Source organism: Curtobacterium sp. P97 (genome assembly GCF_023712445.1).
Lineage (GTDB): Bacteria > Actinomycetota > Actinomycetes > Actinomycetales > Microbacteriaceae > Curtobacterium.
Window position 1 is genome coordinate 316,319 of record NZ_JAMAYF010000002.1, and the last position, 15,056, is coordinate 331,374.

Below are 15,056 nucleotides of genomic sequence, written 5' to 3' on the forward strand. Positions count from 1 at the left end.
ATGAGCGACACGAGCGACGACCGAACAACCCCGACGTCCGCGTCGCAGCAGCACGACATCCTCATCGTCACCGGCATGTCCGGCGCCGGCCGTTCCACGGTCGGCAAGGCGCTCGAGGACCTCGGCTGGTACGTGGTCGACAACCTCCCGACGCAGATGCTCGGCCCGCTCACCGAGCTCGCGGACCGTGCCGGGGAGAAGATCCCGAAGATCGCGACCGTCGTCGACGTCCGCGGCGGACGGTTCTTCACCGACCCGGAGCAGGCGGTCGAGCAGGTCCGTGCCAGCACCTCCGCCCGGGTCCGGGTGCTCTTCCTCGAGGCGACGGACGCCGTGCTCGTGCGCCGCTTCGAGCAGGTCCGCCGGCCGCACCCGTTGCAGGGCGACGGGACGCTGCTCGACGGCATCGGCCTCGAGCGTTCGCGGCTGTCCGGGCTGCGCGAGGCCTCCGACGTCGTCATCGACACCTCGGACCTGAACATCCACCAGCTCGCCAACGCCGTCACGGAGCGCTTCGCCGACGACCACTTCGTCGGGGTCCAGGTCACGCTCATGAGCTTCGGGTTCAAGTACGGGCTGCCCGCCGACGCCGACATGGTCGCGGACGTGCGGTTCATCCCGAACCCCTACTGGGTGCCGGAACTCCGCCCGCACACCGGCCTCGACGCCCCCGTCTCGGAGTACGTCCTGTCGCAGCCGGGCGCCCGCTCGTTCGTCGAGCGGTACGCTGCCGTGCTCGAGCCCGTGCTGGCGGGATACCAACGCGAGAACAAAAGACACGCTACGATCGCCATCGGCTGTACCGGCGGCAAGCACCGCTCGGTCGCCGTCGTCGCCGAGTTGGCGAACCTCCTCCGCGGGATGTCCGACGTCGCCGTGCGTGTGAAGAACCGAGATCTCGGCCGGGAGTGACCGTTCCTCCGGCCGCTCCACACCCACGTGCGCCGGACCCGCGGACCCCACCAGAGAAAACGTTAGGAATGATGCTGTGCCGTTGACTGCCGAGGTCAAGGACGAACTGGCCAGGGTCGTCGTGAACCGCAACACGGTCCGCGCCGCCGAACTCGCGACCATCCTGCGGTTCGCGGGCGGCCTGCACGTCATCTCGGGCAGGATCGCGGTCGAGGTCGAGCTCGACACCCGGATCATCGTCCACCGCGTGCGCAAGGACCTGGCGGAGCTGTACGGCGTGCGGAGCGAGGCGTCGGTGGGGTCGTCCGCGTCCTCCCGCCGCGGCACCCGCTACCTGGTCCGCGTGCTCGAGGCGGGAGAGACGCTCGCCCGCCAGACCGGGCTCATGGACGCGCGCCGTCGCCCGGTGCGTGGCCTGCCGAACCGTCTGACGACCGGCAACCGCGAGGACCTCGCCGCCATCTGGCGCGGTGCGTTCCTCGCCTCCGGCACGCTGACCGACCCCGGTCGCGCCGCCGCGCTCGAGGTCACCTGCCCGGGCAACGAGGCGGCGATGGCACTGGTCGGTGCCGCCTCGCGCCTCGGGATCGCCGCGAAGGGCCGCGAGGTCCGCGGCGTCCACCGCGTCGTCATCCGCGACGGCGAGGCGATCGGCCAGATGCTCACCGTCATGGGCGCCGCCCGCACCACCGCCGAGTGGGAGGAGATGCGCCAGCGCCGCGAGGTCCGCGCCACCGCCAACCGTCTGGTGAACTTCGACGACGCCAACCTCCGCCGCTCGGCGCAGGCCGCCGTCGCCGCGTGCGCCCGCGTCGAGCGCGCGCTCGAGATCCTCGGTGACGACGTCCCGAACCACCTCAAGTACGCCGGATCGCTCCGGCTGCAGCACCGTGACGCCTCGCTCGACGAGCTCGGTCAGCACGCCGAGCCGCCGATGACCAAGGACGCGATCGCCGGCCGCATCCGCCGCCTGCTCGCGATGGCCGACAAGAAGGCCGTCGACACCGGCGTGCCGGGGACCGAGGCCAGCGTGCCGGAGGAGCTCGAGGGGGCGTAGTCCCCGTCCGTCCGGGGGAGCGTCCACCACCGTCGGCGGGACCGTCCGGACGGACCGTCATCCGGCGCGGGCGCGCAGTGTCCGACTGCTAGGGTCGTTACGGCGACGTTACGGGGCGTATCGTCCACCACACGTGGGTCCGCAGGGCCGCACGACTCCGAAAAGCAGCGCCCCCGGGGCGCTCCACACCCACCAGGAGATCCATTGACCGTCAAGATCGGCATCAACGGCTTCGGCCGCATCGGCCGTAACTTCTTCCGGGCCGCCCTCGCCAAGGGCTCCGACCTCGAGATCGTGGCGGTGAACGACCTCACCGACAACGCGGCCCTCGCGAACCTGCTGAAGTTCGACTCCATCACGGGTCGTCTCGGCGTCTCCGTCGAGCTCGACGGCGACAGCATCGTCGTCGACGGCAAGCCGATCAAGGTCCTCGCGGAGCGCGACCCCGCGAACCTCCCCTGGGGCGAGCTGGGCGTCGACATCGTCATCGAGTCGACCGGCTTCTTCACCAAGGCAGCCGACGCGCAGAAGCACATCGACGCGGGCGCCAAGAAGGTCATCATCTCGGCCCCGGCGACCGGCGACGACGTCACCATCGTCCTCGGCGTCAACGAGGACCAGTACGACCCCGAGAACCACAACATCATCTCGAACGCGTCGTGCACCACGAACAGCCTCGCGCCGCTCGCCAAGGTCTTCCACGACAAGTTCGGCATCGAGCGTGGCCTCATGACGACGGTGCACGCGTACACCGCCGACCAGAACCTGCAGGACGGCCCGCACAAGGACCCGCGTCGTGCCCGCGCCGCGGCGCTCAACATCGTCCCGACCTCGACCGGTGCGGCGAAGGCCATCGGCCTCGTCATGCCCGAGCTCGCCGGCAAGCTCGACGGCTACGCCCTCCGCGTGCCGGTGCCGACCGGTTCGATCACCGACCTCACCCTCGAGACGTCGTCCGAGGTCACCGTCGACGAGATCAACGCCGCCTACAAGGAGGCCGCCGAGGGCCCGCTCAAGGGCATCCTGCTCTACAGCGAGGACCCGCTGGTGTCGACCGACATCACGACGGACCCGCACTCGTCGATCTACGACTCCGGCCTGACCAAGGTCATCGGCAAGCTCGTCAAGATCACCTCGTGGTACGACAACGAGTGGGGCTACTCGAACCGCCTCGTCGACCTGACCGAGTACGTGGGCGAGCGACTCTCGGCATGAGCCTCCGCACCCTCGAGGACCTCGGCGACCTCGCCGGCAAGCGCGTCGTCGTCCGGTGTGACCTGAACGTCCCGCTCAAGGACGGCACGATCACCGACGACGGCCGCGTGCGCGCGTCGCTGGGCACGCTCAACACGCTCGTCAACGCCGGTGCGCGGGTCATCGTGATCTCGCACCTCGGTCGTCCCGACGGCACGCCTGCGCAGGAGTACTCGCTCGCCCCCGTGGCGCAGCGGCTCTCCGAACTGCTCGGCAAGGAGGTCACCTTCGTCGGCGAGACCGTCGGCGACGAGGCGACCGCGGCCGCCGAGGCCCTCGGGGACGGCGACGTCCTGCTGCTCGAGAACCTCCGCTTCAACCCGGAGGAGACCTCGAAGGACGCGTCGGCGCGCACGGCGTTCGCCGAGCGGATCGCCGCCCTCGGTGACGCGTTCGTGTCGGACGGCTTCGGCGTCGTGCACCGCAAGCAGGCCTCCGTGTACGAGCTCGCGGCAGCGCTGCCCAGCGCGGCCGGCTCGCTCATCGAGTCCGAGCTGACGGTGCTCGAGCGGTTGACCAAGGACCCGCAGCGGCCGTACACGGTCGTGCTCGGCGGATCGAAGGTCAGCGACAAGCTCGGTGTCATCGAGCACCTGCTCCCGCAGGTCGACACGCTGTGCATCGGCGGCGGCATGCTCTTCACGTTCCTCGCGGCCCAGGGTCACGGGGTCGCGAAGTCGCTCCTCGAGCAGGACCAGCTCGACACCGTCCGGGCGTACCTCGCCAAGGCGGACGAGCTCGGCGTGACGATCGACCTGCCGACCGACGTCGTGGTGGCCTCCGGGTTCGCCGCGGACGCCGACCACGAGACCGTCGCCGCCGACGCGATCGAGTCCTCGTCGTTCGGCACGGACGGCATCGGCCTCGACATCGGACCGGAGACCGCGGCGCGCTTCGCGTCGGCGGTGTCCGGCTCGAGGACCGTGTTCTGGAACGGTCCGATGGGCGTGTTCGAGTTCCCGGCGTTCGCAGCAGGCACGAAGACCGTCGCGCAGGCGTTGACCGAGGTCGACGGCCTCGGTGTCGTCGGCGGTGGCGACTCCGCGGCGGCCGTCCGGTCGCTCGGGTTCTCGGACGACCGGTTCGGGCACATCTCGACCGGTGGTGGTGCGAGCCTCGAGTTCCTCGAGGGCAAGTCACTGCCCGGTCTCGAAGCACTGGGGTGGTCCCGATGACCCGCACGCCGTTCATCGCCGGTAACTGGAAGATGAACCTGGACCACCTCCAGGCCATCGCCACCGTGCAGAAGCTCGCGTGGACCCTGAAGGATGCCCGTCACGACCACGACGACGTCGAGGTCGCGGTGTTCCCGCCCTTCACGGACCTCCGCAGCGTGCAGACGCTCATCTCGGCCGACAAGCTCGAGATCCGGTTCGGCGCCCAGGACCTGTCCCAGTACGACTCCGGTGCCCACACCGGTGACGTGTCCGGGGCGTTCCTCGCAGCGCTCGACGCGCAGTACGTCATCGTCGGACACTCCGAGCGGCGCACGCTGCACGGGGAGACCGACGAGGTCGTCGCCGCGAAGACCGCCGCTGCAGTCAAGCACGGCCTCGTGCCGGTGGTCTGTGTCGGTGAGACCGGCGAGGAGCGCGAGCAGCGCGGCGCCGGTGTCGTCCCGGTCGAACAGCTCAAGGTCGTCCTCGAGGCCGTGAAGCCGTCCGAGATCGTCGTCGCGTACGAACCGGTCTGGGCGATCGGTTCCGGTCAGGCCGCGACTGCGGAACAGGCCCAGGAGGACTGCGCCGCGCTGCGTCGCGGGATCGCCGAGGCCTGGGGCGACGACCTCGCCGCCAGCACGCGCGTGCTCTACGGCGGTTCGGTGAAGTCGGGCAACATCGCCGGCTTCCTGCGCGAGCCCGACATCGACGGCGCGCTCGTCGGTGGGGCCTCGCTCGACGTGCAGGAGTTCGCGGCGATCGCGCGCTTCCGGCAGCACGTCGGACTCTGATCCATCCTGCTCAGGCCGGCCACGTCCGCGTGGCCGGCCTGAGCCACGCCCGTGCCGGTGTCGGGGCTGCTCACGCGGCCCGCTACACTTGCAGGGCTGACTTCACACGAAAGGTACGTCGTGGCGATACTCTCCGTCGTGCTGCAGGTCCTGCTCGCGATCACGAGCCTCCTGCTCACGCTCCTCATCCTCCTGCACAAGGGCCGCGGTGGCGGTCTCTCCGACATGTTCGGCGGCGGCGTGACGAGCAACCTCGGGGCGTCCGGCGTCGCCGAGCGCAACCTCAACCGCATCACGGTGATCCTCGGTCTGGTCTGGATCGTCTCGATCATCGTGCTCGGTCTCATCAACAAGTTCACGGCAGGGAGCTGAGCCATGGCAACCGGAGGCAGTGCAATCCGAGGGTCCCGCGTCGGCGCGGGTCCGATGGGGGAGCAGGACCGCGGCGTCCAGGCCGAGCGCGTGGCCGTCTCGTACTGGGACGCCCTCGGCAACGAGGTCGTGCGGTACTTCTCGGCGACCCTGCCGGACGACGAGATCCCGGAGACGGTGGACTCGCCGTCGACGGGTCTGCCGGCCGGCCGCGACAAGGAGAACCCTCCCGTCGTCGCGAAGACCGAGCCCTACAAGACGCACCTCGCGTACGTGAAGGAGCGCCGCACCGAGGAAGAGGCAGCGCAGCTCCTCGAGGACGCGCTGCAGCAGCTCCGGCAGCGCCGCGGTACCGCGAAGTAGCACCCGACGTCAGAAGGCCCCCGCACCGCTCCGGTGCGGGGGCCTTCGTCGTCCGCGGGACGTGTCGTCGGTGCCCCTCGGTCCTCCGGTCCTGGCTGTTCCGGTCGCAGGACGTGCCGCGCGCGGTCGTTCGGGTTGCACGACATGCCGTCGGGATCGGAGGTGAGCGGCAAGTCGTGCGACCGGAAGCGGGCCGGCGACGTCCGCACGGCAGTTGCGCGGACCGACCGGACCACAGACGGATGGGAGGCGCGGTGCCAGCCGGCACCGCGCCTCCCGTCCGCCAGGGGGTCGCGTCTAGTAGGTCGACGCGATGAGGTTCTCGGGGACCTCGCGCGCGGCGTCCTGGTCCACGAAGAACACGGTGCGCTTGCGGCCCTGCACGCCGCCGACGGGGACCTCGTCCACCGCGGCACCGGCCAGGGCGAGGCCGAGCACCGACGCCTTCTCGGCGCCGGACAGGATGACCCACACGCGCTGCGAGGCGTTGATCACCGGGAAGGACAGCGTCAGGCGCTGCGCCGGCGGCTTGGGGGAGTCGTCGACCGTCAGCACGGCACGGTCGGTCACCGCGAGCTGCGGGAACTCGGGGAAGAGCGACGCCGTGTGGCCGTCGGGGCCGACCCCGAGCAGCGTGATGTCGAAGCGGGGCGCGACCGCGCCCTCGGGTGCTGCGTCCTGGAGCTCGCGCTCGTACTGTGCGGCGGCCTCGTCGATGGACAGCCCGGCGTCGGACGGTGCCATCGGGTGGATGTTCGCCTGCGGGATGTCCACGTGCTCGAAGAAGTCCGTCTGCGTGCCGGTGACGTTGCGGTCCGCATCGCCCTCGGCGACCCAGCGCTCGTCGACCCACCACACGTGCACCTTCGACCAGTCCACGCTCTCACGCGCGGGCGACTGCCCGATCGCCGCGAGGACCAGGGTCGACACCGAGCCGCCGCTGATCGCGATGTCCGCGCGCTCCTGCTCGTCCAGCACGTCGATGATCTTCGTGATGAAGCGAGCGGCGACCGACGCGCCGAGGGACTGCTTGTCCGGGTGCACCAGCACCCGTCGTTCGTTGGTCACGTGTCTCCCGTGTTCGTGGCGGCCGACCGGTGCGACCGCCTTCGGTCCGACCGGGGCGGGCGGCGGTCGTGTCGACCGCCGCCCGGACCCCGGCCGTGTGCGGTGCTCAGCCGGCGATGGACTCGCGCAGCTGGGGCACCCCGTGCTTGACGACGTCTCCGAAGAGGACGTCCGCGTCGAGTCTACGGAGTTCCTCTGCGAGGCAGTCGCGCAGGTTCCGTCGGGGCAGCGACAGGTCGTGCGTCGGCTGCCCGGGCATCGACAGGGTCGCGACGTCGACGAGCGAGCGCTCGAGGTCGATCGTGCCTGATGCACGCTCGAGCTTGACCCCGTGGATGCCGCTCGACCCGGTGGCCCGCGGCGAGGTGACGACGGACACCGGCACCTGCAGCTGCAGCTGGAGCCACGCGGCGAGCAGGATCGTGGACGGGCTGTCGCTCGCACCGGACACCTCGACGCCGGTGACGGGCTCGTACGGCGGCTGGTCGAGCGCCGCGGCGAGCTGGTTCCGCCAGAGCGTCAGGCGGGTCCACGCGAAGTCGGTGTCACCCGGCACGTAGGACTTCCCGAGCGCCTCGATCGCGCTGTTCGGGTCCTTCTGCGCGGCGGCATCGGTGATGCGACGCTGCGCGATCCGGCCCAGCGCGGACGCTGCCGGCTGCTCCGGAGCGGCCTGCGGCCACCATGCGACGACGGGGGCGTCGGACAGGAGGAGACCGGTGACCAGGCTCTCCTCGTCCGTCGCGGTCTCGCCGTACGCACGGAGGACGATGACCTCGCTCGCGCCCGCATCGCTGCCGACGCGGATCTGGGCGTCGAGTCGACCGGGGGACTTCGTGTCGCCGTCGTTCTTCGACACGATGATCACCCGCATCGGGTGCTCGCGCGACGCCTGGTTCGCGGCCGAGATCGCCTCTTCCTCGTGCCCGAGGGCGGTCGAGATGATGAGCGTCAGCACGCGGCCGAGGGCGACGGCGCCACCCTCCTCGCGGATGTGGACGAGCTTCTTCTGGATCTTCGAGACCGTGGTGTTCGGCAGGTCGATCTTCATGGACGCCTCCAGGTCCGGCCGTCGCGGGCGAGCAGGGCATCGGCGGATGCCGGACCCCACGTGCCGGGACGGTACTGCTCGGGCTGGCCCTGCGTGGCCCAGAACTCCTCGATCGGGTCGAGGATCTTCCACGACAGTTCCACCTCTTGGTGACGGGGGAACAGGGGAGGGTCGCCGAGGAGCACGTCGAGGATGAGTCGCTCGTACGCCTCCGGCGAGGCCTCGGTGAACGCGTGTCCGTAGCCGAAGTCCATCGTCACGTCGCGCACCTGCGTGCCGACGCCCGGGACCTTCGAGCCGAAGCGGAGCGTGACGCCCTCGTCCGGCTGGACACGGATGACGAGCGCGTTCTGCCCGAGGGGTGCCTGCGTGTTGCCGTAGACGTCCTCGGGGACGCGCTTGAAGACGATCGCGATCTCGGTCACGCGACGGCCGAGGCGCTTGCCCGCCCGCAGGTAGAACGGGACGCCCTGCCAGCGGCGGGTCGCGATGTCGAGCTTGATCGCCGCGTAGGTCTCGGTCGTGGACTCGGGGTCCATCCCCGCTTCCTCGAGGAAGCCCAGGACCTTCTCGCCGCCCTGCCAGCCACCGTCGTACTGGCCGCGTGCCGTCGCCGTGGCGAGGTCCTCGGGCAGGCGCACGGCGGAGAGCACCTTCTCCTTCTCGGCGCGCAGGTCAGCGGCCTTGAACGAGACGGGTTCCTCCATCGCGGTGAGCGCGAGGAGCTGCAGCAGGTGGTTCTGGATGACGTCGCGCGCTGCGCCGATGCCGTCGTAGTACGCGGCCCGACCGGCGACGCCGATGTCCTCGGCCATCGTGATCTGCACGTGGTCGACGTAGTTCGAGTTCCAGATGGGTTCGTACATCTGGTTCGCGAACCGGAGCGTCAGCAGGTTCTGGACGGTCTCCTTGCCGAGGTAGTGGTCGATGCGGAACACGTCGTCGGGCGCGAAGACGCTCTCGACGATCGCGTTCAGCTCGCGCGCGGTGCGGAGGTCGGAGCCGAACGGCTTCTCGACGACCACGCGGCTCCAGGAGCCCTCGCGCTTCTCGGTCAGTCCGGAGACCTTGAGCTGCTCGGTCACCACCGGGAACATCTTCGGCGGGATGGAGAGGTAGAAGGCGTGGTTGCCGAGCGTGCCGCGCTCCGCGTCGAGCTCGTCGACGGTGCGCTTCAGCTCGAGGAAGGCCTCGGGGTCGTCGAACGAGCCCTGCACGAAGCGGATGCCCTGCTCGAGCTGCTTCCAGACGGCCTCGTCGAAGGGGGTGCGGGAGTGGTCCCGGACCGCGTCGTGCACGAGCTGGGAGAAGTCCTGGTCCTCCCAGTCGCGCCGGGCGAACCCGACGAGTGCGAAGCCCGGGGGCAGGAGCCCTCGGTTCGCCAGGTCGTAGACCGCGGGCATCAGCTTCTTGCGGGACAGGTCGCCCGTCACGCCGAAGATGATGAGGGTGCTGGGCCCCGCGATCCGGTTCAGACGTCGGTCGGTCGGCAACCGGAGCGGGTTGTGCTCCGGGGTGATCGCCACCGGTGACATGAGTGTGGACTCCTTGTGGGTCGAACGGAGACGGCGGAGCGCTGCGCTGCGGGGGCAGCGGCGACTCCGCCGTCGTGGTGGTCAGGTCCGGCCGGGAGGCGCGTCGCGGCTCCGGCGGTCGGGTCCTGACCGGGGGTGCCTGCGTCCGGGGGACGGCGGTCCCGTCCTCCGGACGCAGGCTCCGGTCGTGCTTACTTGCTGTTCTCGAGCGCGGTCTTCACCGTGTCGACGAGCTCGCCCCAGGAGACGTTGAACTTGTCGACGCCCTCCTTCTCGAGCAGCGCGACGACGTCGTCGTAGTCGACACCGGCGGCAGCGATCTGGTCCATGACCTGCTGCGCGTCGTCGAACGAGCCGGCGATGGCGTCACCGTGGATCTCGCCGTGGTCGAACGTCGCGTCGAGCGTCTTGCCCGGCATGGTGTTGACCGTGTTCGGCGCGGCGAGCTCGGTCACGTAGAGCGTGTCGGGCAGCGACGGGTCCTTGACACCGGTCGAGGCCCACAGCGGGCGCTGCGTGTTGGCACCGGACTCGAGCAGGCCGAGGGCACGCTCGGTGGCGAACTGCTCGGTCCAGACCTGGTACGCGAGCTGCGCGTTGGCGATGCCGGCCTTCGACTTGAGGGCCTTCGCCTCGTCGGTGCCCGCGGCGTCGAGGCGCTTGTCGATCTCGGAGTCGACACGTGACACGAAGAACGAGGCGACCGAGTGGATCTTCGAGAGGTCGTGGCCCGCGGCCTTGGCCTTCTCGAGGCCACCGAGGTAGGCGTCGATGACGGCGCGGTAGCGCTCGAGCGAGAAGATCAGGGTGACGTTGACCGAGATGCCGGCACCGATGACCTCGGTGATGGCCTCGAGGCCCTCGAGCGTCGCGGGGATCTTGATGAGGACGTTCTCGCGACCGACCTTCTCGAACAGGAACTTGGCCTGCTCGATGGTCTTCTGGGTGTCGTGGGCGAGGCCCGGCTCGACCTCGATCGAGACACGGCCGTCGAAGCCCTTGGTCTCGTCGTAGATCGGCTTGAAGACGTCGGACGCGTTCGCGACGTCCTGCGTGGTGATCTCGAAGATCGCCTCGGTGACGTCGGTGCCCTTCGCCGCGAGCTCCTTGACCTGCGAGTCGTAGCGCTCGCCCTTGGCGAGGGCCGACGCGAAGATCGTCGGGTTCGTGGTGACGCCGACGACGTTCTTCTGCTCGATCAGCTCGGTCAGCTTGCCGGTCTCGAGCAGCTCGCGCGACAGGTCGTCGAGCCAGATGCTGACGCCGACCTCGGAGAGGGCGGCGGTGGGGGTGTTCTCAGCCATGGTTTCTCTTCTTCTTTCGTCGACCGGCCCGGTGCGCGGAGGCGACCAGGGCCGTGTGTGTCGTGGTCTGTGGGCCGGGAGGCGCGGTGGCGGGGCCGCCGCGTGCCTCCCGGCAGAGGGGCCGGACCCGGCGTACCGGATCCGGCCCCTCGTGGGTCAGGACGCTGCGATCGATTCCTTGGCGGCGGCGACGACGTGCTCGGTGGTGAAACCGAACTCGGCGAACAGGCGCTGGTAGTCGGCCGATGCACCGAAGTGCTCGATCGACACGCTGCGGCCCTTGTCGCCGACGATGTCGCGCCAGCTCATCGCGATGCCGGCCTCGACCGAGACGCGCGCGGTGACGGCCTTCGGCAGGACCTGCTCGCGGTAGGACTCCGACTGCTCGAAGAACCACTCGAGCGAGGGGGCGCTCACGACGCGGGCGTTGATGCCCTCGCCCTTGAGCTGCTCACGCGCGTCGACCGCGATCTGGACCTCGGAACCGGTCGCGATGAGGATCACGTCCGGGGTGCCGTTCGGCGCCTCGGCCAGGACGTACGCGCCCTTCGCGACGTTCTTCGCCGAGGCGAGCGTCTCGCCGGAGGCGTCGCCCTCGCCACGCTCGAAGACGGGGAGGTTCTGACGGCTCAGCGCGATGCCGGCCGGACGGTCCTTGTGCTTGAGCATCTCGAGCCACGCGTACGACACCTCGTTGGCGTCGGCCGGACGGACGACGTCGAGACCCGGGATCGCACGGAGCGCGGTGATCTGCTCGATCGGCTGGTGCGTCGGGCCGTCCTCGCCCAGGGCGATGGAGTCGTGGGTCCAGACGTAGATCGCCGGCGCCTTCATGAGCGCGGCGAGACGGACCGCCGGACGCATGTAGTCGCTGAAGATGAGGAACGTGCCGCCGAAGGGGCGGGTGTTCCCGTGCAGGACGATGCCGGACAGGATCGAGCCCATCGCGTGCTCGCGGATGCCGAAGTGCAGCACGCGGCCGTACGGGTCGGTGCTCCAGGTCTTCGTCGACGCCTCGGCCGGACCGAAGGACTTCGCGCCCTCGATCGTGGTCAGGTTCGACTCGGCGAGGTCCGCCGAACCGCCCCAGAACTCGGGCATGAGCGGCGCGATGGCGTTGATGACCTTGCCGGAGGCGGCGCGGGTCGAGACGGCCTTCTCGGTGGAGAAGACCGGCAGCGCCTCCTCGAGGCCCTCGGGGAGCTCGCCCGCGTTGATGCGGTCGAGCATGGCCTTCTTCTCCGGGTTGGCCGCAGCCCACGCGTCGAAGGTCTTCGTCCACTCGGCGTGCTCGGCCTGGCCCTTGGTGATCGCACCGCGGGTGTACTCGAGCACCTCCGGGTCGACGTGGAAGGTCTTGTCCGCGTCGAAGCCGAGGACCTCCTTGAGGCCCTTGAGCTCGTCGGAACCGAGCGCCGAACCGTGGATCTTGCCGGAGTTCTGCTTGGTCGGCGACGGCCAACCGATGATCGTCTTGAGGACGATGAGCGACGGCTTGGTCGTCTCGGCCTTGGCGGCCTCGACGGCACGGTGGAGCTCCTCGACGTCCTCGGAGTACTCGCCGGTCTTCTTCCAGTCGACGTGCTGCACGTGCCAGCCGAGGGCCTCGTAGCGGGCCGCGACGTCCTCGGAGAACGCGATGTCGGTGTCGTCCTCGATCGAGATCTGGTTCGAGTCGTAGAAGACGACCAGGCGACCGAGCTGCTGACGGCCCGCGAGGCTCGCGGCCTCGTTGGTGACGCCCTCCTGCATGTCGCCGTCACCGGCGATCACGTAGGTGAAGTGGTCGAAGGGCGACTCGCCGTCGGCGGTCTCCGGGTCGAACAGGCCGCGCTCGAAGCGCTGCGCGTAGCCGAAGCCGACCGCCGAGGCGAGGCCCTGGCCGAGCGGGCCGGTGGTGATCTCGACACCGTCGGTGTGGCCGTACTCCGGGTGACCCGGGGTCTTCGAGCCCCACTTGCGCAGGTGCTGCAGGTCCTCGAGCTCGAGGCCGTAGCCGTGCAGGTAGAACTGCACGTACTGCAGGATCGAGGCGTGACCGGCGGAGAGGATGAAGCGGTCGCGGCCGATCCAGGTGGAGTCGCTGGGGTCGCGACGCATCACCTTCTGGAAGAGCAGGTGGGCGACCGGCGCGAGGCTCATCGCGGTGCCGGGGTGACCGTTGCCGGCGGCCTCGACCGCGTCGGCGGCGAGGACGCGTGCCGTGTCGACGGCCTTCCGGTCGATGGCGTCCCAGGTGAATTCAGCCACTTGGATGTTGACCCTTCGTTGTTGCGACATGTGCGAGGGCTCGTGCCATCGCACGGACATGATCGCCGTCCCGGGGCCGTGTGTCGTGTCGCCGTCGAGCGGCGGCCGACCGGCTCTTCGCGGCCGACGTCTTCGGGGCACACGATGCGGGAGGGCGTGTCCAGCATAGTGACCACGCACTCAGAAGGTGTCCAGGTGACGACGGTGCCGTGTCGGGCAGCCGGCCCGGTCGGCGAGGCGGGGCATACTCGCGGCGCCTCGATGGCCTAAACTGGTGTCGACCCGTGTGCATTCCGGGTCGACGCACGCCCCGACGGTGACGGAGCCGCCCACCGAGCGTGCGAGCTGACGCGAACGGACTGAGGTTCCCCTGTTGACTGCCACCGCGACCCGGCCCGACACCGATCGACCCCGCTCGACGCTGTCCCGCAAGGTCCGCGCGTACGTCTCGCTGACGAAGCCCCGGGTCATGGAGCTGCTCCTCGTCACGACCGCTCCGACGATGTTCCTGGCGGAGCGCGGGGTCCCGGACCTCTGGCTCGTGTTCTGGACGATGCTCGGCGGCGCGATGTCGGCAGGGTCGGCCTCGGCGTTCAACTGCTACATCGACCGCGACATCGACCGGCTGATGAAGCGCACCAGCCAGCGCCCCCTGGTCACCGGTGAGCTCTCCGACAAGGAGGCACTGGTGTTCTCGTGGACGCTCGCCGTCCTGTCGACCGCCGTCCTCGGCTTCCTGGTGAACTGGCTGGCCGCCGCGCTCAGCGTCGTCGCGATCCTGATCTACGTCTGCGTCTACACGCTCTGGCTCAAGCGCCGCACCCCGCAGAACATCGTCTGGGGCGGATCCGCCGGGTGCATGCCGGTGCTCATCGGCTGGGCCGGTGTCACCGGGTCGCTGACCTGGGCGCCGATCATCCTCTTCATGGTGATCTTCCTCTGGACGCCGCCGCACTACTGGCCGCTGTCGATGAAGTACCGCGACGACTACGACGCCGCCGACGTGCCGATGCTCGCGGTCGTGCGCGGGCGCACGGTCGTCGGGCTGCAGGTCGTGCTCTACGCCTGGGCGACGCTCGTCTGCTCGCTGCTGCTCATCCCGGTCGCGCACATGGGGCCGCTGTACACGGTCGTCGCCCTGGCCGGGGGCATCTGGTTCGTCGTCGAGTCGCACCGGCTGTACTCGCGGGCGATCCAGCACGTGGAGCAGGTCCAGCCGATGCGGGTGTTCCACAGCTCGATCACGTACCTGACGCTGCTGTTCATCGCGGTGGGCATCGACCCGCTGCTGCCGCAGGTCTTCACCTTCACGATCTAGCCAGGGTTCGTCGCCCGCGCACGGAGCGCCGCCTGTCTGCCGGCGGCGCTCCGTGCGTCGGGGCGCAGCGCGGGCGGTCCCGGGTCGGGCGTTCGCGGGTCGGGTGGGCGGGGTGCGTGCCCGCGTCGACCCGGGTGGCGTCGGTTGACGCGACGACGCCGCTGTCGTACGACGACGGGGATGTCGCGGGAGCCTGCGCGTGACGCGGGCTGCACGAGGCGAGTGCGCCCAGCGACGATGCCGCTGTCGTACGACGACGGGGATGTCGCAGCAGACGCGCGGCCGCGACCGGGCGTCGGACGGGAGGCGCGGGGCGGGCGGTGCTGCGCCTCCCGTCCGCACCGTGGCCGGTCCGGTGCCGAGGCGCGGGGCGGGGGGTGCTGCGCCTCCCGTCCGCATCGTGGCCGGTCCGGTGCCGAGGTGCGGGACGGCGGCGTCCGCACGAGACGGTCGCACCTGCGCGAGACGGTGCCGGATCCGGAGGCGTCCCGGGTGGTCGGAGGCGTCCTGCGCCGACGCCGGCGTCCTGTGCGTGGTCACGGGGCCGGAGCCGTGCGGACGACGACGTCCCACGCGTCGGCGCTCGGGACGGAGGCGACGCGTGGGACGTCGGAGGGCGGC

At 70.1% G+C, this 15,056-nt stretch carries 13 protein-coding genes; 8 read left to right on the forward strand and 5 right to left on the reverse strand.

Features of this window, described 5'->3' with window-relative positions:
• The 7 genes from rapZ to M3677_RS03335 all read left to right on the forward strand — a co-directional run bounded on the left by rapZ (nucleotide 1) and on the right by M3677_RS03335 (nucleotide 5,909).
• On the forward strand, nucleotides 1-912 hold the full coding sequence (rapZ, locus tag M3677_RS03305; protein ID WP_066654437.1) for an RNase adapter RapZ: 912 nt from the start codon (nucleotides 1-3) through the stop codon (nucleotides 910-912).
• Nucleotides 913-988: 76 nt separating this feature from the next.
• Entirely contained in the window at nucleotides 989-1,969 is a 981-nt protein-coding gene (gene whiA, locus M3677_RS03310; protein WP_251159779.1) for a DNA-binding protein WhiA, read from the forward strand.
• 204 nt (nucleotides 1,970-2,173) lie between these two features.
• Complete coding sequence (gene gap / locus M3677_RS03315) at nucleotides 2,174-3,184, forward strand: type I glyceraldehyde-3-phosphate dehydrogenase (RefSeq protein ID WP_058749583.1); 1,011 nt, start codon at nucleotides 2,174-2,176, stop codon at nucleotides 3,182-3,184.
• Nucleotides 3,181-4,398, forward strand: a complete 1,218-nt coding sequence (gene pgk / locus M3677_RS03320; protein ID WP_251159780.1) for a phosphoglycerate kinase — start codon at nucleotides 3,181-3,183, stop codon at nucleotides 4,396-4,398. The genes gap and pgk overlap by 4 nt, the downstream gene beginning before the upstream one ends.
• Nucleotides 4,395-5,174, forward strand: coding sequence for a triose-phosphate isomerase (tpiA, locus tag M3677_RS03325; RefSeq protein WP_251159781.1), 780 nt, complete (start codon nucleotides 4,395-4,397; stop codon nucleotides 5,172-5,174). The genes pgk and tpiA overlap by 4 nt, the downstream gene beginning before the upstream one ends.
• A gap of 120 nt (nucleotides 5,175-5,294) precedes the next feature.
• Nucleotides 5,295-5,546 carry a preprotein translocase subunit SecG gene (gene secG / locus M3677_RS03330; protein WP_058727797.1) on the forward strand — a complete coding sequence of 84 codons (252 nt, stop codon included), beginning with the start codon at nucleotides 5,295-5,297 and terminating at the stop codon, nucleotides 5,544-5,546.
• Between the two features lie 3 nt (nucleotides 5,547-5,549).
• The gene (locus M3677_RS03335; RefSeq protein WP_066654425.1) at nucleotides 5,550-5,909 is read left to right on the forward strand and encodes an RNA polymerase-binding protein RbpA; all 360 of its coding nucleotides are present in this window, start codon (nucleotides 5,550-5,552) and stop codon (nucleotides 5,907-5,909) included.
• Between the two features lie 297 nt (nucleotides 5,910-6,206).
• On the opposite strand, the gene pgl is transcribed toward M3677_RS03335, so the two are convergent.
• The 5 genes from pgl to tkt all read right to left on the reverse strand — a co-directional run bounded on the left by pgl (nucleotide 6,207) and on the right by tkt (nucleotide 13,117).
• On the reverse strand, nucleotides 6,207-6,977 hold the full coding sequence (gene pgl, locus M3677_RS03340) for a 6-phosphogluconolactonase (protein WP_251159782.1): 771 nt from the start codon (nucleotides 6,975-6,977) through the stop codon (nucleotides 6,207-6,209).
• A 106-nt stretch (nucleotides 6,978-7,083) separates the two neighbouring features.
• Complete coding sequence (locus M3677_RS03345) at nucleotides 7,084-8,028, reverse strand: glucose-6-phosphate dehydrogenase assembly protein OpcA (protein ID WP_066654421.1); 945 nt, start codon at nucleotides 8,026-8,028, stop codon at nucleotides 7,084-7,086.
• A complete protein-coding gene (gene zwf, locus M3677_RS03350; RefSeq protein ID WP_066654419.1) occupies nucleotides 8,025-9,563 on the reverse strand; it encodes a glucose-6-phosphate dehydrogenase in 1,539 nt (512 codons plus the stop codon). Before zwf ends, M3677_RS03345 begins: the two co-directional genes overlap by 4 nt.
• 191 nt (nucleotides 9,564-9,754) lie before the next feature.
• A complete protein-coding gene (gene tal, locus M3677_RS03355) occupies nucleotides 9,755-10,867 on the reverse strand; it encodes a transaldolase (protein ID WP_066654417.1) in 1,113 nt (370 codons plus the stop codon).
• Between the two features lie 156 nt (nucleotides 10,868-11,023).
• Nucleotides 11,024-13,117 (reverse strand): transketolase, encoded by a 2,094-nt coding sequence (gene tkt, locus M3677_RS03360; protein WP_251159783.1) that lies wholly within the window; start codon nucleotides 13,115-13,117, stop codon nucleotides 11,024-11,026.
• 373 nt (nucleotides 13,118-13,490) lie between these two features.
• Here tkt and M3677_RS03365 point away from each other — a divergent pair, with 373 nt between their 5' ends.
• On the forward strand, nucleotides 13,491-14,435 hold the full coding sequence (locus tag M3677_RS03365; protein ID WP_066654411.1) for a heme o synthase: 945 nt from the start codon (nucleotides 13,491-13,493) through the stop codon (nucleotides 14,433-14,435).
• Nucleotides 14,436-15,056 lie beyond the last annotated feature (621 nt).

Bases quoted from the DNA above. Each gene is read 5' to 3' on its own strand.
- rapZ (WP_066654437.1), top strand. From the start codon at position 1: ATGAGCGACACGAGCGACGACCGAACAACCCCGACGTCCGCGTCGCAG.
- tal (WP_066654417.1), bottom strand. From the start codon at position 10,867: ATGGCTGAGAACACCCCCACCGCCGCCCTCTCCGAGGTCGGCGTCAGC.
- zwf (WP_066654419.1), bottom strand. From the start codon at position 9,563: ATGTCACCGGTGGCGATCACCCCGGAGCACAACCCGCTCCGGTTGCCG.
- tpiA (WP_251159781.1), top strand. From the start codon at position 4,395: ATGACCCGCACGCCGTTCATCGCCGGTAACTGGAAGATGAACCTGGAC.
- pgk (WP_251159780.1), top strand. From the start codon at position 3,181: ATGAGCCTCCGCACCCTCGAGGACCTCGGCGACCTCGCCGGCAAGCGC.
- M3677_RS03335 (WP_066654425.1), top strand. From the start codon at position 5,550: ATGGCAACCGGAGGCAGTGCAATCCGAGGGTCCCGCGTCGGCGCGGGT.
- M3677_RS03345 (WP_066654421.1), bottom strand. From the start codon at position 8,028: ATGAAGATCGACCTGCCGAACACCACGGTCTCGAAGATCCAGAAGAAG.